Consider the following 22,440-nt stretch of genomic DNA (forward strand, 5'->3'; position numbering starts at 1 on the left):
GCAGCCGGTCACGCGAGGCCCAGGGCCCGTGCCTCCTCCCAGAGGTCGTCGCGGACGCTCGGGTGGGCGGCGTGCTCGATCAGGTTGCGGGCCTGCGTGCGCTCGTCGCGGCCCCACATCCAGGCGATGCCCTGGTCGGTGACGACCGCGCCGTGCTGGAAGGACGTCACGGGCTCGTCGACGAGCGGCACGATGGTGGACACGTCGGCCTTGGGGTGCCAGCTCCGCAGCGCCATGAACGCCCGCCCGCCCGGCGAGTGGCTCGCCCCGACCGTGAAGTCGGTCTGGCCACCGAAGCCGCTGTGGATCCGGGCGTCGATCCGCGACGCGTTGGCCTGGTCGAACAGGTCGACCTGGAGCGCGGTGTTGATGGAGGTCATCGCGGGCTGCTGGGCGATGGCTGCGGGGGAGTTGGTCGTCTCGGTGCGCAGCATCCGCACCCGCGGGTTGTCGTCGACCCAGTCGTAGAGCTCCTGGCTGCCGAACACGAAGGACGTACGCACCGGGGTGCCGCGGTCGAGGGCTCCGGCCTTCTCCAGCGTGAGGACGCCGTCACTGAACATCTCCGTCCAGATCTTCAGGCCCCGCCGCTCGAGTACGCCGGCGATGGTGGCGTCGGGCACCTCGCCGATGCCTGCCTGGAGGGTGGCGCCGTCGCCGATCTCTGCGGCCACGCGGGCTCCGATCATCCGGGCGTCCTCGCCGGGCGGACGGGCGACGTGCGTGGTGAGCGGCACGTCGACCTCGACGCCGAGGTCGAGGTCCTCGACCGGCAGCACCGCGTCCCCGAAGGTCCACGGCATCCGCGGGTTGAGCTGGGCCACGACGAGGGCGCCCCGCTCCCGTGCGGCCTCGATGGCGGCGGGGAGGACGTTGACCTCGAGGCCGAGCGACACCTGCCCGTCGCGCGGTGTGGTGGTGTGGACGACCACCACGTCGGGCGCGAGGGGGCCGTGGAAGAGCCGCGGCACCATCGACAGGCGGCACGGCACGTAGGAGAGGCGGGGGTGCCGACGGAAGCCGGGACCGACGAACGTCGTCTCGGGGACCACGCCGTCGTGGACCGGCAGGTCGGACTGCGCGTTGAGGGCGTGCAGCCGGGCCTCGGGCAGCTCGGCGACCAGCGCCGCGAGCAGCACGGTCGGGGTGGCGAAGTTGCCGCTCGTCACCACCCGGGGCGGCGCCTGGAGGGGGCCACAGTGCTCGCGCACCACTCGGACGGCGTGCTCGATGTCGACGACCTGCATGCGCCCAGCGTGCCAGCGCCCCCGGGAAAACCGCTGGGCCTTCCGGCCCGCCGCTCCTAGGCTGTTGGTCATCATGTGGATCCAGGACTGACCCGACTCGCGCCCGCGGCGGCGCACCAGTGCGCCCGAGGCCCGGCGAGTCCCTCAGTCCCGCCAGTCGAAGGACCTCCGCATGCCCGTCAGCTCCTCGTCCCCATCTCCCTCCCCTTCGTCCTCCCCGCTCCCTCCCCTCGCGGTCACCGGGCTGTCCGTGACCTACCCCGACCGGACCGTGCTCGGCGGCGTCGACCTGCTCGCCCAACCCGGGCGCCGCATCGGGCTCGTCGGTGAGAACGGCGCGGGGAAGTCGACGCTGCTCCGCGCGGTCGCGGGGCGCCTGCCCGCCCAGGCGTGCGTCGCCGGCTCCGTCACCGCCCCGGGCGACCTGGTCCTGCTCGGCCAGGAGCCTCCGTTCCGCGACCGTGCGACGATCGAGGAGGTGCTGGCAATGGCCCTCGGGCCGTTGCGGACCGCCGTCGCGGACGTCGAGCGTCTGGCCGGTGACGTCGGCACCGCACGTGGCGAAGCGGCGTACGGTCGCGCCCTGGAGGTCGCACTCGCGCACGACGCGTGGGACGCAGACCGCCGCGCGAGCCTCGCGGCGCAGCGACTCGGCCTGTCCGAGCTCGACCCTGCCCGGGTGGTCGGCAGCCTGTCGGGCGGAGAGCGCACCCGGCTCGCCCTCGCGACGATCATGACGACGCGGCCGACCTGCCTGCTGCTCGACGAGCCGACCAACCACCTCGACGACGACGCGATCGGCGTGCTGACCGACTTCCTGCGCGACCTGCCCGGCGTGGTGGTGCTCGCCAGCCACGACCGAGTCCTGCTGGACGACGTCTGCACCGACCTCGTGGACCTCGACGCCGGCGCGCTCGGCACCGACGGCAGCGGCGGGCGGCGCTTCGGCGGCGGCTGGAGCGCCTACGAAGCCGCCCGCGCGGACGCCCGGCGGCGGTGGGAGGAGACGTACGCCGCCCAGCAGGAGGAGATCGCCCGACTGCGCGACGCCACGCGGATCGGCACGGGGGCGGTCGCGCACGACCGCGGTCGGACCGACGGGGACAAGTACGTCTACTCCTTCAAGGGCGGCCGGGTCGAGCAGACCCTCGCGCGACGCAAGAAGGACGCCCGGCGACGGCTGGCGGTCGCCGAGCGGGAGCAGGTCCGCAGGCCGCCCCCGCCACTGAACTTCCGCGGCGGCCTCACCGGCGCCGGCACGGGACGGCTCGTGCACGCGCGCGACATCGAGCTCGAAGGTCGGATGCGGTTGCCACGGCTCGACCTCGCTGCGGGGGAGCACCTCCTGCTCACCGGACCCAACGGCTCGGGCAAGTCGACGCTGCTGGGCGTGCTGTCGTCCCGCCTGTCACCGACTGCCGGCACGGTCGAGGTGTCGGCGCGCACGGTGCGCGAGCTCACCCAGGACCCGGACGTCACCCATCCGGGGCGCTCCGCCCTGGTGGCGTACGACCGCGCGGTGGCCGGGCTCGTCGACCCACCCCGGCTGCGCGACCTCGGGCTGCTGCACCCGCGCGACCACCGCACGCCGGTCGGCGCCCTCTCGGTGGGCCAGCGCCGTCGCCTGGGCCTTGCGGTCGCGATCGCCGCCACTCCCGACCTGCTCCTGCTCGACGAGCCGACCAACCACGTGTCGCTCGCCCTCGCCGGAGAGCTCGAGGAGGCGCTCGCGGCCTGTCCCGGCGGCGTGCTGCTGGCCTCCCACGACCGATGGCTGCGACGTCACTGGGACGGCCCCGAGTTGACGCTCACGCCGTGGTGAGATCGGTCGACCATGTGCTCGACATGGACGCTCGACGCACGGCATGCCGGGCGTCGAGCGGACATCGGTCCGCTCGACCCACCGCGTGGACGCGATGCCGCCCAGGGGTCGCTGCGCTGGTAGGGTCGGCGACGGCTCGAACATCCTTTAACGATCCGTCCCGTGAGGCGGAGAAGGAGGTACGGCATGGCTCTGCCTGCCCCTGCCCAGACTCGTCTGGCGCCCCGATCGGCACTTCTGGTCCTCGAGGACGGGCGCACCTTTCGCGGTGAGTCCTTCGGAGCCGAGGGTGAGACCTTCGGCGAGGCCGTCTTCTCGACCGGCATGTCCGGCTACCAGGAGACGCTGACCGACCCCAGCTACCACCGCCAGGTCGTCGTCATGACGGCCCCGCACGTCGGCAACACCGGGATGAACGACGAAGACGTCGAGTCCTCGCGCATCTGGGTCGCCGGCTACGTCGTCCGCGACCCTGCCCGGGTGCCGTCCAGCTGGCGCAGCATGCGCAGCCTGACCGACGACCTGCGCGACCAGGGCGTCGTCGGCATCAGCGGCATCGACACGCGTGCCCTGACCCGCCACCTGCGCGAGCGGGGCGCCATGCGGGTCGGCATCTCGACGACGGAGACCGACCCCCAGCGCCTGCTGGAGCGGGTCCTGGTCTCCGGCGAGATGGCCGGCGCCAACCTCAGCGAGGCCGTGAGCACCAGCGAGGCGTACGTCGTGCCGGCGCAGGGGACCAGGCGCTTCACCGTCGCCGCGGTCGACCTCGGCATCAAGACCAACACCCCGCGGATGATGAGCGAGCGCGGCATCGAGGTGCACGTGCTTCCCGCCACCGCGACGCTCGACGACGTGCGGGCGGTCGAGCCGGACGGGCTCTTCTTCTCCAACGGCCCCGGCGACCCGGCGGCGACCACCGGGCAGGTCGAGCTGCTGCAGGGCGCCCTGCGAGCGGGAATACCCTACTTCGGGATCTGCTTCGGCAACCAGCTCTTCGGCCGCGCGCTCGGCTTCGGCACCTACAAGCTCAAGTACGGCCACCGCGGCATCAACCAGCCGGTGATGGACCGCACCACGGGCAAGGTCGAGGTCACCGCCCACAACCACGGCTTCGCGGTCGACGCCCCGCTCGAGGGCACTACGAGCACGGAGTTCGGCGAGGTCTCGGTCAGCCACGTCTGCCTCAACGACGACGTCGTCGAGGGCCTCGAGCTGCGCGACGCCGACGGACGCCTCACGTCCTTCTCCGTGCAGTACCACCCGGAGGCGGCCGCCGGCCCGCACGACGCGGCGTACCTCTTCGACCGCTTCTGCGAGCTGATGTCCTCGGTTTCGACACGCTCGCTGGCGCTCGCTGCTCAACCAGCGGACGACGACACCCAGAACGGGGGCAACTGACATGCCCAAGCGCACCGACATCACGAGCGTCCTGGTCATCGGCTCCGGGCCGATCATCATCGGCCAGGCCTGCGAGTTCGACTACTCCGGCACCCAGGCCTGCCGGGTGCTGCGCCAGGAGGGCCTGCGGGTCGTCCTGGTCAACTCCAACCCGGCCACGATCATGACCGACCCGGAGTTCGCCGACGCGACCTACGTCGAGCCGATCACCCCGGAGTACGTGGAGAAGGTCATCGCCAAGGAGCGCCCCGACGCGCTGCTGGCCACCCTCGGCGGACAGACCGCGCTCAACTGCGCGATGGCGCTCGACAAGGCCGGCGTGCTGGAGAAGTACGGCGTCGAGCTGATCGGCGCCTCGATCGAGGCGATCGAGCGCGGCGAGAACCGCCAGCAGTTCAAGAAGATCGTCGAGCAGCTCGGCGGCGAGTCCGCGAAGAGCGTCATCTGCCACTCGATGGACGACCTGCTCGCCGCGGCCGACGACCTCGGCTACCCGATGGTGGTGCGCCCGTCGTTCACCATGGGCGGCACCGGCTCCGGCATGGCCTACGACGAGGCCGACCTGCGCCGCATCGGCGGCGCCGGCCTCGCCGCGAGCCCGACCACCGAGGTGCTCCTCGAGGAGTCGATCCTCGGCTGGAAGGAGTACGAGCTCGAGGTGATGCGCGACCGCGCCGACAACAGCGTGATCGTCTGCTCCATCGAGAACCTCGACCCCATGGGCGTGCACACCGGCGACTCGATCACCGTCGCACCTGCCCTGACCCTGACCGACCGCGAGTACCAGAAGATGCGCGACCTCGCGATCGCCATCATCCGGGCGGTGGGCGTCGACACCGGCGGCTGCAACATCCAGTACGCCGTCAACCCCGCCGACGGCCGCCTGATCGTCATCGAGATGAACCCGCGCGTCTCGCGGTCCTCCGCGCTCGCGTCGAAGGCCACCGGCTTCCCGATCGCCAAGATCGCCGCCAAGGTCGCCATCGGCTACACCCTCGACGAGATCCAGAACGACATCACCGAGGAGACCCCGGCGTCCTTCGAGCCGACCCTCGACTACGTCGTGGTGAAGGTCCCGCGGTTCGCCTTCGAGAAGTTCCCCGAGGCCGACCCGACGCTGACCACGCACATGAAGTCGGTCGGCGAGGCGATGGCCATCGGCCGCAACTTCACCGAGGCGCTGCAGAAGTCGCTGCGCTCGCTGGAGAGCAAGCACGCCCCCTTCGACTGGCACAAGGAGTTCGTCGAGCTCGACAAGGCCGCGCTCCTCGAGGAGATCACGGTCCCGCACGACGGCCGGCTCAAGAAGGTCATGGACGCCATCCGGGCCGGTGCCACGCCTGAGGAGATCTTCGAGGCCACCAGGATCGACCCGTGGTTCGTCGACCAGCTCGCGCTGATCAACGAGGTCGCGGTCCAGCTCATCGACGCCACCGAGCTCACCCCGGAGCTGCTGCGCCTGGCCAAGCGCCACGGCTTCTCCGACGAGCAGATCGGCAAGATCCGCGGGCTGTCCGCCGACGTCATCCGCGGCGTACGCCACGCGCTGGGCATCCGGCCGGTCTTCAAGACCGTCGACACCTGTGCTGCCGAGTTCGCCGCGCGCACGCCCTACCACTACTCCTCCTACGACGAGGAGACCGAGGTGCAGCCGCGCGCCGAGGGCAAGGAGGCCGTGATCATCCTCGGCTCCGGTCCCAACCGGATCGGCCAGGGCATCGAGTTCGACTACTCGTGCGTGCACGCGTCGCTCGCGCTGGCCGAGGCCGGCTACGAGACGATCATGGTCAACTGCAACCCGGAGACGGTGAGCACCGACTACGACACCTCCGACCGCCTCTACTTCGAGCCGCTCACGCTCGAGGACGTCCTCGAGATCGTGCACGCCGAGCAGCAGGCCGGTCCGGTCGCCGGTGTGGTGTGCCAGCTCGGCGGGCAGACGCCGCTCGGCCTGGCCCAGGGCCTGGCCGACGCCGGCGTCCCGATCGTCGGCACCACCCCGGAGGCGATCCACCTCGCCGAGGAGCGCGGCGCCTTCGGTCGCGTCCTCGCCGACGCCGGCCTGCCGGCGCCCAAGCACGGCACCGCCACGTCGTACCCGCAGGCGCAGCGCATCGCCCACGAGATCGGCTACCCGGTCCTCGTCCGCCCCTCGTACGTCCTGGGCGGGCGCGGGATGGAGATCGTCTACGACGACGCTGCGCTCGAGGCGTACCTCGAGAAGTACGTCGCCAACGGTCTGATCAACGAGCGCCAGCCGGTGCTGGTCGACCGATTCCTCGACGACGCGGTCGAGATCGACGTGGACGCGCTCTTCGACGGCGAGGAGCTGTTCCTCGGCGGCGTGATGGAGCACATCGAGGAGGCGGGCATCCACTCCGGCGACTCCTCGTGCGCGCTGCCTCCGATCACCCTCGGCCGTGAGGAGATCGACCGGATCCGCCGCTCCACCGAGGCGATCGCCCGCGGTCTCGACGTGCGCGGCCTGCTCAACATCCAGTTCGCCCTCGCCTCCGACGTGCTCTACGTCCTGGAGGCCAACCCGCGTGCCTCCCGCACGGTGCCGTTCGTCTCCAAGGCGACGGCCACCCCGCTCGCCAAGGCCGCCGCGCGCATCATGCTCGGCGAGTCGGTCGCCGAGCTGCGCACGGCGGGTGTGCTGCCCGCCGAGGGCGACGGCGGCCACCTGCCCGACGGGTCGCCGATCGCGGTCAAGGAGGCGGTCATGCCGTTCGACCGCTTCAAGACCGCGGACGGGCGCACCGTCGACGCGCTGCTCGGGCCCGAGATGCGCTCGACCGGCGAGGTGATGGGCTTCGACGCCACCTTCGGCACCGCGTTCGCCAAGGCGCAGGCGGCGGCCTACGGGTCGCTCCCGCTCACGGGCAAGGTCTTCGTGTCGGTCGCCAACCGCGACAAGCGGCACATGATCTTCCCGGTCAAGCAGATCGCCGACATGGGCTTCGAGATCCTCGCGACGGCCGGCACCGCCGAGGTGCTCCGCCGCAACGGCGTGCGGTCGACCGTGGTGCGCAAGCACTCCGAGGGCGAGGGCCCCGACGGCGAGCCGACGATCGTCGGCCGGATCTGGGCCCGCGAGGTCGACCTGGTCATCAACACGCCCCACGGAGCCACGAGCGGAGGCTCGCCCCGGATGGACGGCTACGACATCCGCACCGCGGCCGTGTCGACCGACATCCCGTGCATCACCACCATCCAGGGCCTCGGCGCCGCCGTGCAGGGCCTGGAGGCGATGCGGCGCGGCGAGATCGGGGTGCGGTCGCTGCAGGACTGGGCCGCCCACCTCGATCCGGCCGCCGACCGGACCGACTGACGTGCGGCCCTACGACGTCGTCTTCGAGCAGGCCCTGACCCGGGTCGACCCCGAGCGCATCCACCACGCCGCGTTCGCGGCGATCCGGGCGGCGGCGCCCCTGACGGGTCGGCTCGTCCGGGTCCCGTCGGCGCCGGTCCACGCGCTGGGCCTGACCTTCCCGCACCCGCTCGGGCTGGCGGCCGGCTTCGACAAGAACGCTGTCGGCATCGACGGGCTCGCCGCGCTCGGCTTCGGCCACGTCGAGATCGGCACGGTCACCGGGGAGGCGCAGCCGGGGAACCCGCAGCCGCGGCTGTTCCGGCTCACCGGCGACCGCGCGATCGTCAACCGGATGGGCTTCAACAACGACGGCGCCGAGGTGGTGGCACGCCGGCTCGCCGCGTGGCGCTCGGGCGGTGGCTCGACGATCCTCGGTGTCAACATCGGCAAGTCCAAGGTCGTGCCGGAGGAGGAGGCCGCCGGCGACTACGAGAAGTCCTCCGGCCTGCTCGCGCCCTACGCCGACTACCTCGTCGTCAACGTGTCGTCGCCCAACACCCCGGGGCTGCGCGACCTGCAGGCGGTGGAGAAGCTCGCACCGATCCTCGCCGCCGTACGTCGTCGCGCCGACGAGGTGCGCCCCGACCACCGGGTGCCGCTGCTGGTCAAGATCGCACCCGACCTCAGCGACGACGACGTCCTGGCGGTGGCCGACCTCGCCCTGGCCAGCGGCCTCGACGGCATCATCGCCACCAACACCACGATCAGTCGCGACGGGCTCACGACGCCAGCGTCGACCGTCGCGGGCATCGGCGCCGGCGGGCTCAGCGGACGCCCGCTCGCCCAGCGCTCGGAGGACGTCGTACGGACGCTGCGCCGGCGCGTCGGACCGGACCTGGCGCTCATCGGCGTCGGTGGCATCACGACCGTCGACGACGCCCGGCGGCGACTCGCGGCCGGGGCCGACCTGATCCAGGGCTACACCGCCTTCGTCTACGAGGGCCCGCTGTGGCCACGGAGAATGGTCAAGGGCATCGTCCGGGGGCTCGCCACGGATGCCTGAGGAGCGGGGCACGCCGGCCGGGCCGGTCCACGTGGAGGGGGAGGTCGTCGCCACCAAGCGGGTGGGCGCCTACCGCCACCTCACGCTGGCCGCGCCGGGCATCCCGGAGCGCTTCCGGGCCGGCAGCTTCGTCGCGGTCACCGTCGCGGGCCACGTCGCCCGCCGGGCGCTGTGGGTGCATCGCGTACGCGGCTCCAGCGCCTTCGGGCCCACCCTCGACGTGGTGGTCCAGGTGCAGGGGAGCGGCACCGCCTGGCTGGCCGCACAGCCCGTGGGGACCAGGATCGCGATCACCGGTCCGCTCGGTCGCGCCTTCGCGCTGCCCAAGGAAGCGGTGTCCTGCCTGCTCGTCGGCGAGGGCTACGCCGCCGCGCCGCTCTTCCCGCTCGCAGAGCGCCTGCGCGAGCGCGGCTGTGCCGTCTCGCTCGTCGTCTCCGCGCCCGACGAGGCCCACCTGCTGTCCGCGCTCGAGGCCCGGCGCTCCGCCCGTTCGGTCACCGTCCTCACTGCCGACGGCTCCGTCGGCCAGCGCGGGGGCGTGCCCGACCACGTCGACGAGCTCCTCCGCCGCAGCGACGCCGACGTCGTCTACGCCGCCGGACCGGCGGTGGTCCTGCGGAGCGCCGCCGCCGCAGCCGAGCGCGCGGGCGCCTGGAGCCAGGTCGCCGTGGAGGTCCCGACGCCCTGCGGCACCGGGCTCTGCCACGGCTGCCCGCTGCCCGTGGTCGGCGAGGACGGCGTCGACCGCGTCGTACGCGCCTGCACCGAGGGCCCCGTCGTCCGCGGCGACCGAGTCCGCTGGGACCACCTGTGAGCGCCGCGCGGCTGGGCTCGGTGCCCGGGCCGGTGATGGTCGCCGCCGGGTGTGGCGGCACCGGCCGTGAGCTCCTGCCCTACGCCGACCAGTCCGGACTCGACGGACTCGACCTCGTCACCCGTTCGATCACCTTGGACGCCCGCAGCGGCGGGCCGGGGCCGCGGGTCGTGGAGGTCCCCGGCGGTCTCGTCAACGCCGTCGGCCTGCCCAACCCCGGGCTGGAGCACTTCCTCGCGACCGAGCTCCCGTGGCTGGTGCGCGCGGGGGCGCGGGTCTTCGTCTCCGTCGCCGGCGCGACGATGGGGGAGTACGCCGACCTGGCCCGCCGGCTCAGCCGCGCACCCGGCGTGGCCGGGCTCGAGGTCAACGTGGGCGCCCCGGACGAGGCGGGCGCAGGGCTCTTCGAGGTCCGCGAGCCCTACCACGCGGCCAGCGTCATCGCAGCCGTGCGACGTGAGTTCCCCACCGACCGGCCCGTCCTCGCCAAGCTGCGCCCCGACGTGTCCCGCATCGTCGAGGGTGCTCGCGCGTGCCACGAGGCGGGCGCCACTGCCGTGGTCGTCGGCAACGCGGTCCCGGCAGCCTTCGCGGACGGGCGCCCGGCTGGGCTCAGCGGCCCGGCGATCTCCCCGATCGCGCTGCGGTGCGTCGCAGAGGTGCACCGCGCGCTGCCGGACGTCCCGACCATCGGGTGTGGCGGCGTGCACGACCTCGCGTCGGCCCGCGCCTTCCTCGACGCCGGCGCGCGCGGCGTACAGGTCGGCACCGCGCTCCTGAACGACCCGACGACCGTGGCGCGCCTCCGTGCCGTGCTCCTGCCCGACCACCTGACCACACCCGAGGAGACCCCATGACCCCGTTCGGCACCCGCCTCGCCGCCGCCATCGAGGACCGTGGCCGGTTCTGCGTCGGCATCGACCCCCACGCCGCACTGCTGCACGAGTGGGGGCTCGACGACGACGTCGCGTCCCTCGAGCGCTTCGCCCTCACGGTCGTGGAGGCCGTCGCACCCGTGGTCGGCGCGGTGAAGCCGCAGAGCGCCTTCTACGAGCGGTTCGGCAGCAGGGGGATCGCCGTCCTCGAGCGCGTGGTGGCCGAGTCGCGCGCCGCCGGCGCGCTGGTGCTGATGGACGCCAAGCGCGGCGACATCGGTTCCACGAGCCAGGCCTACGCCGACGCCTACCTCGACCCGTCGTCGCCCCTCGGCTCCGACGCCGTCACGGTCAGCCCCTATCTCGGCTTCGGCTCGCTCGAGCCGATGGTCGAGGCCGCCCGCCGGCACGGCGGTGGCCTGTTCGTGCTCGCGCTCACCTCCAACAAGGAGGGTCCCGAGGTCCAGCACGCCCGCAACGGCGAGGCCACGGTCGCCGGCACGATGCTGGCGCACCTGCGCGCCGCCAACGCCGGGGCCGAGCCCGTCGGCTCCTTCGGCGCGGTGGTGGGCGCGACCATCGGCAGCACCGACGAGGACCTCGACATCAACGGGCCGCTGCTCGTGCCGGGCTACGGCGCCCAGGGGGGCACCGCCGCGGACCTCGAGCGCATCTTCGGAGCCGCCGCCCGGTGGGCGCTGCCGAGCTCCTCGCGCGACGTGCTGCGCGCCGGGCCGGACAGGACGGCGCTGCGCGACGCTGCGCGCCGAGGCAACGACGCCGTCCGGGGCCTGGGCGCGTGAGGCACCTCGTCCCGGCGGCGCTGGTCGCCGGCCTGGCCCTCGGCGGCTGCTCGGGCGACCCGCAGGAGCGCTACTGCGAGACGGTCGTGGAGCACCAGGCCGAGCTCAGCGAGGTCGCCGCCACCGACGACCCCGGGGCCGTGTTCGACGCGCTCGACGCCTACGACGACCTCGCCGAGCGGGCGCCGCGCGACATCGCCGACGACTGGTCCGCCGTCGTCGACCCGCTCCGGGCCCTCGAGCGGGTGCTGGCCGAGCACGACGTCGACCCCTCCGACTACGACGCCGAGGCGCCCCCGGCCGGCCTCGGCGAGGAGGTGCGCGCCGAGATCGAGTCGGCGGCCCGGGAGGTCGGCTCGGAGCAGACCGTACGAGCCATGGCCGCCGTCGAGCAGCACGCGCTCGACGTGTGCGGCACCCCGCTGTCGCGCTGATCGGTCCTCCCGGCCGGTCCACCCATGGCGAACATCACGCGGCACGGGCGACGGCGCCGGCTCGATTGCCTGTGCCGTCGGTCGATGACTAGATTGACCCGCACCTGCCGGGCCCTCCTCCCACCCGGTCCGAACCGATCCAGAAGGACAGCTTTCGTGGCCTTGCCCCCACTGACGCCCGAGCAGCGCCAGGCAGCCCTCGACAAGGCCGCGGCCTCCCGACGCGAGCGGGCCGAGGTGAAGAACCGCCTCAAGAACTCCGGCGGCTCGATCGTCGACGTGCTGCACGAGGGCCAGACCAACGAGGTCATCGGCAAGATGCGCGTCGTCGAGCTCCTCCAGTCGGTGCCCGGCCTCGGTCGCGTCCGTGCCCGGCAGGTCATGGAGCGGCTCGGCATCGCCGAGAGCCGGCGTGTCCGCGGGCTCGGCGTCAAGCAGGTCGCCGCGCTCGAGCGTGAGTTCGGCCCCGACGCCTCGTGACCGGCTCCGAACCGACTCCCGACATCGCCCCGCAGTCGGGCAACGCCACCACGCGCTCGCGGCTGATCGTCCTGGCGGGCCCGACCGCCGTCGGCAAGGGGACCGTCGCCGCCGCCGTTCGAGAGACGCACCCCGAGGTGTGGATCTCCGTGTCCGCGACGACCCGCGCCCCACGCCCCGGTGAGGAGAACGGCGTCCACTACTGGTTCGTCTCCGACGAGGAGTTCGACGCGATGGTCGCCAAGGGAGACCTCCTCGAGTGGGCCGTGGTCCACAAGGCCGCCCGCTACGGCACGCCCCGCGGTCCGGTCGACCTCGCTCTCGCCTCCGGTCATCCCGCGATGCTCGAGATCGACCTCCAGGGCGCGCGACAGGTCCGCGAGACGATGCCGGAGGCGCTGTTCGTCTTCCTCAAGCCGCCGTCGTGGGACGAGCTCGTACGCCGCCTCGTCGGCCGCGGCACCGAGACCGAGACGGAGCGCGAGCGCCGGCTCGAGACCGCGCGCGCCGAGCTGGCGGCCGAGAGCGAGTTCGACGTGACCATCGTCAACCACGAAGTTCACGCTGCAGCCGACGAGTTGGTAGCCTTGATGGTTGGACCTGTTTCCACCCGATCTGACTAGCGAGGCACCATCACCGTGGCTTCTCCCACCATCGCCGCCGAGGGCGTCACCAACCCCTCGATCGACGACCTGCTCAGCAAGACCGACAGCAAGTACAAGCTCGTGCTCTACAGCGCACAGCGTGCCCGCCAGATCAACGCCTACTACTCGCAGCTCGGCGAGGGCCTCCTGGAGTACGTCGGCCCGCTGGTCGACACCCACGTCCAGGAGAAGCCGCTCTCGATCGCCCTGCGCGAGATCAACGACGACCTCCTGACCTGCGAGGACATCGACCCCGCCGCCGAGGCCGCCGCCGCCGAGGCTGCTGCCGGCGACGCCACGGAGTGACGCGAGCCTCGCGATGACCGGAAGGGTCGTCCTGGGCGTCTCCGGTGGGATCGCGGCCTACAAGGCCTGCGAGCTGCTGCGCCGGTTCACCGAGTCGGGGCACGACGTCACCGTCGTGCCCACGGCTGCGGCCCTGGAGTTCGTGGGAGCGCCGACATGGGCGGCCCTGTCCGGCAAGCCGGTCTCGTCCGAGGTCTGGTCAGCCGTCCACGAGGTGCCGCACGTGCGGATCGGCCAGTCCGCCGACGTGGTCGTGGTGGCCCCGGCGACCGCCGACCTGCTCGCGAAGGCCGCCCACGGGCTCGCCGACGACCTCCTGACCAACACGCTCCTCACCGCGCGCTGCCCGGTCGTGCTCGCCCCGGCGATGCACACCGAGATGTGGGAGCACCCCGCCACCCAGGCCAACGTGGAGACGCTGCGGCGCCGCGGGGTCGTGGTCATCGAGCCCGCCGAGGGCAGGCTCACTGGGGCAGACACCGGCAAGGGCCGGCTCCCCGAGCCGGCCGAGATCTTCGACCTCGTCCGCGCGGTGCTCGACCGCGGACCGGACGTCCGCCCCGACCTCGCCGGCCGCAAGGTCGTGGTGTCCGCGGGCGGCACCCGGGAGTACCTCGACCCGGTGCGCTTCCTCGGCAACCGCTCGTCGGGCCTCCAGGGCTACGCACTGGCCCGTACGGCCGCCGCTCGCGGCGCCCACGTCACCCTCGTCAGTGCCAACGTCTCCCTCGCCGACCCGGCCGGGGTGAGCGTCGTACGCGTCGAGACGACCGACCAGCTGCGCGAGGCCGTGGTCGCGGCGACGGCCACCGCCGACGCGGTCGTGATGGCCGCGGCGCCGGCCGACTTCCGGCCCGTCTCCATGAGCGACGCCAAGATCAAGAAGGCCGACGACGGCTCGGCGCCGCCCATCGAGCTGGTGCAGAACCCCGACATCCTCGCCGAGATCTCCCACGACCGCGCTCGCGAGGGAGCGGTGGTGGTCGGCTTCGCCGCCGAGACCGGCGACGCCTCCGGCTCGGTCCTCGACCTCGGTCGGGCCAAGCTGGCCCGCAAGGGCTGCGACCTGCTCGTCGTCAACGACGTCAGCGGGGGAGCGGTCTTCGGCAGCACGGACAACGAGGCCGTCATCCTCGGGGCCGACGGGGCGGTCGTCGAGGTCCCGCACGGCACCAAGACCGCGCTGGCACACGTCGTCTGGGACGAGGTCGGACGGAGATTCCCCTGAGATGGGGATCCCAGATCCTGAGCAACCGGTACGTTTGCATCACCCGTTCCACACAAGAATTGAGGGCAACGTGGCTGGACGCCTCTTCACCTCCGAGTCGGTGACCGAGGGTCACCCGGACAAGATCGCCGACCGGATCAGCGACTCCGTCCTCGACCACCTCATGGCTGAGGACCCCGACCGCGCCAACCTGCGCGTGGCCGTCGAGACGCTGCTCACCACCGGGCTGGTCGTCGTGGCCGGCGAGGTCCGCACCACGGCGTACGCCCCGGTCGCCGACATCGTGCGCAAGGCGATCCTCGAGATCGGCTACGACTCCTCGGAGAAGGGCTTCGACGGCACGACCTGCGGCGTGCAGGTCGCCATCGGCGCCCAGTCCAGCGACATCGCCGCCGGCGTCGACGCCGGCCACGAGTCCCGCGTGGGCTCCTCGGAGGACGAGCTCGACAAGCGAGGCGCCGGGGACCAGGGGCTGATGTTCGGCTACGCCTGCGACGACACCCCCGAGCTGATGCCGCTCCCGATCACCATCGCCCAGCGGCTCGCCCAGAGGCTGACCGAGGTCCGCAAGGACGGCACGCTCGACTACCTCCGTCCCGACGGCAAGACCCAGGTCACCATCGAGTACGACCAGGACGACCGTCCGGTGCGAATCGACACCGTGGTGCTCTCCACCCAGCACGACCCCGGGATCGAGCACGCCGCGCTCGAGGCCGACATCAAGCAGCACGTCATCGACCCCGTCCTCGCGGCCTTCGACATCCCGTCCGAGGGCTACCGGATGCTGGTCAACCCGACCGGCACCTTCGTCATCGGCGGCCCCATGGGCGACGCCGGCCTCACCGGTCGCAAGATCATCGTCGACACCTACGGCGGCATGGCCCGCCACGGCGGCGGCGCCTTCTCCGGCAAGGACCCCTCCAAGGTCGACCGCTCGGCCGCCTACGCCATGCGGTGGGTCGCCAAGAACGTCGTCGCGGCAGGCCTCGCCCGGCGCTGCGAGGCCCAGGTCGCCTACGCCATCGGCAAGGCCGCCCCGGTCGGTGTGTTCATCGAGACCTTCGGGACGGGCGTGGTCCCGGACGAGAAGATCCAGGACGCGGTGCTCGAGGTCTTCGACCTGCGCCCCGCCGCGATCATCCGCGACCTCGACCTGCTGCGCCCGATCTACGCCAAGACGTCGGCCTACGGCCACTTCGGTCGCGAGCTCGCCGAGTTCACGTGGGAGACCACCGACCGCGCCGACAAGCTGAAGGCCGCCGCCGGCATCTGAGGCCATGCCCTCCGGGGACTCCCCGCTCGAGCGGGGAGTCCGCCACCTCGGGGGGCGTACAACCCCCTCCAGGTGTCGGAGTTCCCCACCAGATCGGCCTGTCGGCGCCCGCTGACACAATCACCCGCATGACGCAGCGCGAGGCCCCGGAAGCAGACATGCTCCCGGGGCTTCGCGCCGCCGTCGACGACGCCCGCGCCAAGGCCGCCGCCACCCGACGTCGCAAAGCTGCCGCGTGGGAGCCGGCAGCGACGGACCCGGTGGCGCGCGTGCTCGTCGACATCGCGCTGGCCCATCTCGACCGCCCCTTCGACTACGCCGTCCCGGCGTCGATGGCCGACGCTGCGGTCCCGGGTGCTCGCGTCAAGGTCCGGTTCGCAGGCCAGGACGTAGACGGCTTCGTGGTCGAGCGGGCGAGCACGTCCGACCACACCGGCTCCCTGCGGCCCCTGCGCCGCGTGGTGAGCCCCGAGCCGGTGCTCGCGCCCGAGATCGCCCGGTTGAGCCAGACCCTCGCCCGCCGGTACGCCGGAGCCCGGTCCGACGTGCTCCGGCTCGCGGTGCCACCGCGGCACGCCACCACTGAGAAGGTGCCCTCCCCGGCTCGCACCCCGGCCCCCCTCCTGGCGAGCCCCACGACCTGGTCGGAGGTCGAGCACGCCGGGGCCTTCCTGCGCCACCTCACCACCGGCGGCGCACCGCGGGCCGTCTGGTCCGCGGCCCCGGCGGACGACTGGCCCGCCATGGTGGCGGAGGCCGTCGCAGCCACGTACGCCGGCGGTCGAGGGGCACTCGTCTGCGTCCCGGACCGACGTGACGTCGCCCGCGTCGACGCGGCTCTGACGTCGGTGCTGCCGGGCCACCATCATGTTTGCCTCACCGCCGACGGCGGTCCCGCGGCTCGCTACCGCGACTTCCTGGCCATCTCCCGCGGGGCGCGCCGCATCGTCGTAGGCACCCGCTCGGCGGGGTTCGCGCCCGTGCACGACCTGGGGCTGGTCGTGCTCTGGGACGACGGCGACGACCTGCACGCCGAGCCGCGTGCTCCCTACCCCCACACCCGCGAGGTGCTGCTGGCCCGCGCCGAGCAGCAGGGCACGGCTGCGCTCCTCGGCGGGGTGGCGCGCACCCCCGAGGCCCAGCAGCTGGTGACGACCGGCTGGGCCCACGAGCTGACGGTGCCGCGGGCCGTTCTGCGCCACCGGGCGCGGGTCGAGGCCGTGCCCGCCGAGGACCGTTCGGTCGGCACCCGCATCCCGCGGGCGGCCTACGACGCGGTCCGGCGTGGCCTCACGACGGGCCCGGTCCTCGTCCAGACCCCCCGGGCCGGCTACGCCGCGTCGCTGGCCTGCGACACCTGTCGGGCGCCGGCTCGCTGCTCGGCGTGCACGGGCCCGCTCGCGCAGGCCGGCCCCGCCCAGCCGCCACGGTGCCGCTGGTGCGGCCACGACGAGGCGGCCTGGGCGTGCGCGACCTGCGGGGCCCGGGGCCTCCGGGCCCCGGTGCGCGGCGAGGCGCGTACAGCTGAGGAGCTGGGCCGGATGTTCGCCGGCACCACCGTGCGCAGCTCCAGCGGCGATCGCGTGCTGGACCGCGTCGGGCCGGCCGCCGACATCGTCGTGGCCACGGTCGGCGCGGAGCCTGTCGCCGACGAGGGCTACGCCGCCGTCGTCCTGCTCGACACCTGGCTCACCCTGGCGCGCGACGACCTGCGCGTCGCCGAGGAGGCGCTGCGACGCTGGCTCAACGCGGCGGCGCTCGTCCGGACCGGCGGCCACGTCGTCGCGGTCGGCGACCCCGCCCACCCGGCGCTCCAGGCTCTCGTGCGCTGGGACCCGGCCGGGTTCGCCCGACGTGAGGTGGACGAGCGCGCCCAGGCCCACCTGCCGCCGGCGGCGCGGATGGCGACCGTGACCGGCGACCTCGGTGCCCTCGACGACGTCCTCCACCTCCTCGACCTGCCCCAGGGCGCGGAGGTCCTGGGCCCGGTGCCGGTGGACGAGGAGCACCGGGTGCTCCTCCGCGTGCCGGCTCCGGCGGGTGAGGCCCTGTCCCACTCGCTCGGTGACCTCCAGCGGCTGCGCTCGGCCCGCAAGCTCGACCCAGTCCGCATCCAGGTCGACCCGCTCAGCATCTAGGCAGCGCCTGCGCCCCGCGGTCGCCGTCCCCACCGGGGCGCCGGCGACGGCGGCCGGAGTCCCTAGACTTGGCCCTCCCGAACCCCACTCCAAGGAGCTCCGTGGCCGTCCAGCCCATCCGCCTCTTCGGCGACCCGGTCCTGCGCCAGCGCGCGGTGGAGGTCGACGACTTCGACAAGGAGGTCCGTCAGCTCGTCACGGACCTCACCGACACGATGCTGGCCGCGCCGGGAGCAGGCCTCGCTGCACCCCAGATCGGGGTCGGCCTGCGGGTGTTCACCTGGAACGTGGAGGGCCAGGTCGGCCACCTCGTCAACCCGACGCTCGAGCTCTCCGACGACACCCAGGACGGCGCCGAGGGCTGCCTGTCCCTGCCCGAGCTCACCTACGACTGCCTGCGGGCCCTGTCGGTCGTCGCGACCGGGTTCGACATGCACGGCGAGCCCCTGCGGATCGAGGCCTCCGAGCTGCTCGCCCGCGCCATGCAGCACGAGACCGACCACCTCGACGGCATCCTCTTCATCGACCGGCTCGACACCGCCGCCCGCAAGGCCGCGATGAAGGAGATCCGCGAGTCCGAGTGGTTCGGCCTGGAGAAGCCCACCGTCAGGGTCAGCCCCCACGCCACCCATGGCTTCGCCCGATGAGGCGGCACCGCTGATGCGCGTCGTCTTCGCCGGCACGCCCGACGTCGCCCTGCCTGCTCTCGACGCCGTCGCGGCGAGCCGTCACGAGCTCGTGGGCGTCGTCACCCGACCCGACGCGCCGAGCGGCCGCGGTCGCCGGCTCGTCGCCAGCCCGGTGGCCCAGCGGGCCGAGGAGCTCGGCGTACCCGTGCTCAAGCCCGAGCACCCGCGCGACCCCGCGTTCCAGGCCGCGCTCGCCGAGCTCCGGCCGGACGCCTGCCCGGTGGTGGCCTACGGCGCCCTCCTGCCGCAGTCGGCGCTCAACCTCGTCCCGTACGGCTGGATCAACCTGCACTTCTCCGTGCTGCCCGCGTGGCGCGGGGCCGCGCCGGTCCAGCACTCGCTCTGGGCCGGCGACGAGGTCACCGGCGCGACGACCTTCCGGATCGTGAAGGCGCTCGACGCCGGTCCGGTCTTCGGCGTCATGACCGAGCGGATCAGGCCCGACGACACGGCCGGCGACCTCCTCGCCCGGCTGGCCGAGGGCGGCGCGGGGCTGCTCGTGCAGACCCTCGACGGCATCGAGGACGGCACGCTCGAGGCTCGCGAGCAGCCCGAGGACGGCCTCTCGTTCGCCCCGAAGATCCTCGTCGACGACGCGCGGATCGACTGGAGCCACCCCGCGGTGGCCATCGACCGGCAGGTGCGGGCGTGCGACCCGGCACCGGGGGCGTGGAGCACCTTCGAGGGCGAGCGGATCAAGATCGGCCCGGTCACGGCGGTCGAGGGCGACCGCCTCCCACCCGGCGTCCTCGAGGTCTCCAAGAATGCCGTCCTCGTCGGCACCGGCACCAGCCCGGTGCGGCTCGGAGAGGTCAAGGCCTTCGGCAAGAAGCAGATGCAGGCCGCCGACTGGGCCCGCGGCGTACGTCTCTCGTCCGGTGTCCGGCTCGGCGTGGACGAGACGCCGTGAGCACCCCCGCCCGCCCCGAGGACGTCGACGAGATCTGCGCCGGCCTGCCCGAGACCGAGCTCGGCACGTCGTGGGGCGACGTCCCGACGTGGAAGGTGCCGCGCGGGGAGAAGGGGAGGGGCTTCGTCCTCTACCGCCCGCCGGGGAAGACGGCCGTCGACCCCGCGACAGGGGAGCCCTACGAGGACCTCGTGGTGATCATCACGCCGACCGAGGTCGAGAAGGACGCGCTCGTGGCCGATGAGTCCACGCCGTTCTTCACGATCGACCACTTCACGGGCTTCGCCGCGGTGCTGGTGCAGCAGTCCCGGCTCGGCGAGATCAGCCGAGAGGAGCTGGCCGAGATCATCACCGACGCGTGGGCCACGCGGGCCCCGAAGAAGCTCGTCCGGGAGCACCTCGGTGACTGACCGCCGTCGGCCCGTGGACCGCCCGCGTCGCGCCGCGCTCGACGTCCTGACCGCCGTCCGGGTCGACGAGGCGTACGCCAACCTGGTCCTGCCGCAGGTGCTGCGCAAGCACGGACTGGCCGGCCGTGACGCAGCCCTCGCGACGGAGCTGGCCTCCGGCGCGATCCGCATGCGGGGCCTCTACGACCCGGTCATCGACGCGTGCCTGACCAGGCCGCGGCTCCAGCCCGAGGTGCGTGACGTGCTGCGGCTCGGCACCCACCAGCTGCTGTCGATGCGGGTGCCGGACCACGCGGCCATCTCGACGAGTGTCGACCTGGTCCGCGCCGCCGTCGGCCGCGGCCCGTCCGGCCTCGTCAACGCGGTGCTGCGGACCATCAGCCGGCGCAGCCTCGACGACTGGATCGCCGAGGTCGCCCCCGACCCCGCGCACGACCCGTACGGCCACCTCGCCGTCGCGCGGTCCCACCCCCGCTGGGTGGTCGACCTCCTCGGACAGGCGCTGGGTGCGGACGCCGAGCTCGACGACCTCCTGGCCGCCGACAACGCCGCGCCTCGCGTCACCCTCGTCGCCCGTCCCGGACTGGCGACGGTCGAGGAGCTGGAGGCGGCCGGCGGCACCCGCACCGCCCGGTCGCCCTACGGCGTGGTGCTCGACGGCGGTGACCCCGCCGCGGTCGCGGCCGTCTCCGAGGGGCGTGCCGGCGTGCAGGACGAGGGCTCGCAGCTCGTCGCCCTGGCGATGTCGGAGGCGTCCCTGGAGGGTCGCGACGAGAGGTGGCTGGACCTGTGCGCCGGCCCAGGGGGCAAGGCGGCACTGCTCGCCGCGCTGGCCGCCCGGCGCGGGGCGACCCTGGTCGCGCACGAGCGACAGCCGCACCGAGCGGCACTCGTGGCCGCCGCGGTGCGGGCCGCCCCGGCCGGGTCGGTGAGCGTCGTGGCCGGTGACGGGATGCGACCGGCGTGGGTGTCCGGCACCTTCGACCGCGTGCTCGTCGACGCGCCGTGCTCGGGCCTCGGCGCTCTGCGCCGCCGGCCGGAGTCGCGCTGGCGGCGTACGCCCGAGGACGTCGACGTGCTGGTCGGCCTGCAGCAGGTGCTGCTCGACGGCGCGCTCGACGCGGTACGCCCCGGCGGGATCGTGGTCTACGCGACCTGCTCGCCCGTCGTGGCCGAGACGAGCGAGGTGGTCGACGCGGTGGTCGGCAGGCGCGGCGACACCGACGAGGTCGCCCGCTTCCAGCTGTGGCCCCACCGGGACGGCACCGACGCGATGTTCGCCGCGACCCTGCGGCGCCGCGCCTGAGCGACCGCCGATCCACGGGCCGTACGCCGAGCGGTGCATGAGCCACCTGCTGCGGCCCCGGGATGTGGGTGGGCCACCGCTTCCGCGAGCGGCCTCGTCACCAGGACAGGTGAATTCGACGCGTCGGGCCCACGGCACCTGCGCGTCGCCTGTTCACAACGCTCGCCCGCACGAGCATGATGGGGGCAGCGCGGTCCACCGGAGGGGTGGGCGGCGCCACGGGGAGCAGGAACCACACATGCAGGTACGCAGCCTCCTGGCGGCGATGGCCGTCACGGCACTGACGACGACCCTGGGCACGTCCCTGGGCGCCAGCCCTGCTGCGGCTGCCGACACCCGTACGCTGTCCGGCCCGACCACGGGCGACCCCGACGCCTACCTCACGTTCGTGGGATGTGACGACCTCTTCGGCTCCCCGGCCGCCACGGCTCCCCGTTCGCGCATCAACCTCGGCCCCTACTCCGCCCCGCTCGGGCGACGCTCGCTCGGTCTCGTCCCGACGTCACCGGGCACCGCCACCGGGCCCTACACGTCCTTCGGCGCCCTCACCGAGCTCGACGCCTCGCTCTCGGTGGCGGCCACCGGCGGCAGCCAGGGCGTCTCCTGGGTCATCACCGTCACCCCGACGAGTCCGCGCGGCACCGCCTGGACCGGCCGCGCCGCGGTGTCCGCGCCGGCCGGGACCTGGAGCCAGGTGGCGAGCAGCAGCCAGACCTACGTGTGGACACTGGTCGACCTCCTGTCCGGCGCGGTCCTCGGCCGGGCGGCCGACGGCACTCCCGCCGCTTTCGCCGCCGAGCACGGGGACGGTCCCGGCTTCGCCGTGACCGGGTTCGGCTGCGACGGCCGTCCCTTCAACCTCGACGCGGTGCGCGGAGCAGGGACGACCTTCGACTTCGAGGGCGTCCAGCTCTCCACCTCGATCGACGTGGACGCGCCCCAGGTCCGTGCGGGCGAGAAGGTCACCGTCACCGGAGCGGTCACCGACGGCGCCCAGCGGGTGACCGGCGACCCGCTCGTCCTGCAGACCCGCGTGCCCGGCGGTGCCTGGACGTCCGCCGACGCGCCGGTCCTCGCCGACCGCGACGGGGTGACCCGGACCGCTGTGGAGCTCCAGGAGACCACCGAGATCCGCTGGCACCGACCGGAGAGCCAGTACGCCGACGAGGGGTGGTCCGAGGCGGTCACGGTCACGGTCACGGCTCCCGCGGACGGTGCCGACGGCGGGCCCACGCCGTCCGAGGCTCCGACCGAGGCTCCGACCGAGCAGTAGCCCGCACC

At 73.4% G+C, this 22,440-nt stretch carries 20 protein-coding genes; 19 read left to right on the forward strand and 1 reads right to left on the reverse strand.

Annotation, left to right across the window (positions count from 1 at the left end; genetic code table 11):
- Positions 1–8: 8 nt before the first annotated feature.
- Complete coding sequence (locus tag EXE59_RS17865; protein WP_135840109.1) at positions 9–1,247, reverse strand: acetyl-CoA hydrolase/transferase family protein; 1,239 nt, start codon at positions 1,245–1,247, stop codon at positions 9–11.
- 172 nt (positions 1,248–1,419) lie between these two features.
- On the opposite strand from EXE59_RS17865, the gene EXE59_RS17870 reads away from it, so the two are divergent.
- From EXE59_RS17870 to EXE59_RS17955, 19 genes are all read left to right on the forward strand, one after another.
- On the forward strand, positions 1,420–3,069 hold the full coding sequence (locus EXE59_RS17870) for an ABC-F family ATP-binding cassette domain-containing protein (protein ID WP_135840110.1): 1,650 nt from the start codon (positions 1,420–1,422) through the stop codon (positions 3,067–3,069).
- Between the two features lie 186 nt (positions 3,070–3,255).
- Entirely contained in the window at positions 3,256–4,470 is a 1,215-nt protein-coding gene (gene carA / locus EXE59_RS17875; protein WP_135840111.1) for a glutamine-hydrolyzing carbamoyl-phosphate synthase small subunit, read from the forward strand.
- A 1-nt stretch (position 4,471) separates the two neighbouring features.
- Positions 4,472–7,804, forward strand: a complete 3,333-nt coding sequence (carB, locus tag EXE59_RS17880; protein WP_135840112.1) for a carbamoyl-phosphate synthase large subunit — start codon at positions 4,472–4,474, stop codon at positions 7,802–7,804.
- Position 7,805: 1 nt separating this feature from the next.
- Entirely contained in the window at positions 7,806–8,849 is a 1,044-nt protein-coding gene (locus EXE59_RS17885; RefSeq protein ID WP_135840113.1) for a quinone-dependent dihydroorotate dehydrogenase, read from the forward strand.
- Positions 8,842–9,663, forward strand: coding sequence for an iron-sulfur cluster-binding protein (locus tag EXE59_RS17890; protein WP_135840114.1), 822 nt, complete (start codon positions 8,842–8,844; stop codon positions 9,661–9,663). Before EXE59_RS17885 ends, EXE59_RS17890 begins: the two co-directional genes overlap by 8 nt.
- Positions 9,660–10,520 carry a tRNA-dihydrouridine synthase gene (locus EXE59_RS17895; RefSeq protein ID WP_135840115.1) on the forward strand — a complete coding sequence of 287 codons (861 nt, stop codon included), beginning with the start codon at positions 9,660–9,662 and terminating at the stop codon, positions 10,518–10,520. Before EXE59_RS17890 ends, EXE59_RS17895 begins: the two co-directional genes overlap by 4 nt.
- On the forward strand, positions 10,517–11,341 hold the full coding sequence (pyrF, locus tag EXE59_RS17900; RefSeq protein WP_135840116.1) for an orotidine-5'-phosphate decarboxylase: 825 nt from the start codon (positions 10,517–10,519) through the stop codon (positions 11,339–11,341). The genes EXE59_RS17895 and pyrF overlap by 4 nt, the downstream gene beginning before the upstream one ends.
- Positions 11,338–11,775, forward strand: coding sequence for a hypothetical protein (locus EXE59_RS17905; protein ID WP_135840117.1), 438 nt, complete (start codon positions 11,338–11,340; stop codon positions 11,773–11,775). Before pyrF ends, EXE59_RS17905 begins: the two co-directional genes overlap by 4 nt.
- Positions 11,776–11,931: 156 nt before the next feature.
- Positions 11,932–12,255, forward strand: a complete 324-nt coding sequence (gene mihF, locus EXE59_RS17910; RefSeq protein ID WP_135840118.1) for an integration host factor, actinobacterial type — start codon at positions 11,932–11,934, stop codon at positions 12,253–12,255.
- A gap of 23 nt (positions 12,256–12,278) precedes the next feature.
- Entirely contained in the window at positions 12,279–12,878 is a 600-nt protein-coding gene (gene gmk / locus EXE59_RS17915) for a guanylate kinase (RefSeq protein WP_135841379.1), read from the forward strand.
- 15 nt (positions 12,879–12,893) lie between these two features.
- Entirely contained in the window at positions 12,894–13,205 is a 312-nt protein-coding gene (gene rpoZ / locus EXE59_RS17920) for a DNA-directed RNA polymerase subunit omega (RefSeq protein ID WP_056600245.1), read from the forward strand.
- A gap of 13 nt (positions 13,206–13,218) precedes the next feature.
- Positions 13,219–14,433, forward strand: a complete 1,215-nt coding sequence (coaBC, locus tag EXE59_RS17925; RefSeq protein ID WP_135840119.1) for a bifunctional phosphopantothenoylcysteine decarboxylase/phosphopantothenate--cysteine ligase CoaBC — start codon at positions 13,219–13,221, stop codon at positions 14,431–14,433.
- Between the two features lie 70 nt (positions 14,434–14,503).
- Positions 14,504–15,706 carry a methionine adenosyltransferase gene (gene metK, locus EXE59_RS17930; protein ID WP_210429061.1) on the forward strand — a complete coding sequence of 401 codons (1,203 nt, stop codon included), beginning with the start codon at positions 14,504–14,506 and terminating at the stop codon, positions 15,704–15,706.
- A 128-nt stretch (positions 15,707–15,834) separates the two neighbouring features.
- Positions 15,835–17,844 (forward strand): primosomal protein N', encoded by a 2,010-nt coding sequence (locus tag EXE59_RS17935; RefSeq protein WP_168218582.1) that lies wholly within the window; start codon positions 15,835–15,837, stop codon positions 17,842–17,844.
- Between the two features lie 101 nt (positions 17,845–17,945).
- Positions 17,946–18,491, forward strand: a complete 546-nt coding sequence (def, locus tag EXE59_RS17940; protein WP_135840121.1) for a peptide deformylase — start codon at positions 17,946–17,948, stop codon at positions 18,489–18,491.
- 13 nt (positions 18,492–18,504) lie between these two features.
- Complete coding sequence (fmt, locus tag EXE59_RS17945) at positions 18,505–19,443, forward strand: methionyl-tRNA formyltransferase (protein WP_135841381.1); 939 nt, start codon at positions 18,505–18,507, stop codon at positions 19,441–19,443.
- Positions 19,440–19,853 carry an MmcQ/YjbR family DNA-binding protein gene (locus tag EXE59_RS24540; RefSeq protein WP_246056870.1) on the forward strand — a complete coding sequence of 138 codons (414 nt, stop codon included), beginning with the start codon at positions 19,440–19,442 and terminating at the stop codon, positions 19,851–19,853. The genes fmt and EXE59_RS24540 overlap by 4 nt, the downstream gene beginning before the upstream one ends.
- Positions 19,846–21,159: an RsmB/NOP family class I SAM-dependent RNA methyltransferase gene (locus tag EXE59_RS17950; protein ID WP_246056871.1), complete on the forward strand. Its 1,314-nt coding sequence runs from the start codon at positions 19,846–19,848 to the stop codon at positions 21,157–21,159. Before EXE59_RS24540 ends, EXE59_RS17950 begins: the two co-directional genes overlap by 8 nt.
- 238 nt (positions 21,160–21,397) lie before the next feature.
- Positions 21,398–22,432: a DUF4175 domain-containing protein gene (locus EXE59_RS17955; protein ID WP_135840123.1), complete on the forward strand. Its 1,035-nt coding sequence runs from the start codon at positions 21,398–21,400 to the stop codon at positions 22,430–22,432.
- Positions 22,433–22,440 lie beyond the last annotated feature (8 nt).

This window comes from Nocardioides eburneiflavus (assembly GCF_004785795.1).
In the GTDB taxonomy this organism is placed as follows: Bacteria; Actinomycetota; Actinomycetes; order Propionibacteriales; family Nocardioidaceae; genus Nocardioides; species Nocardioides eburneiflavus.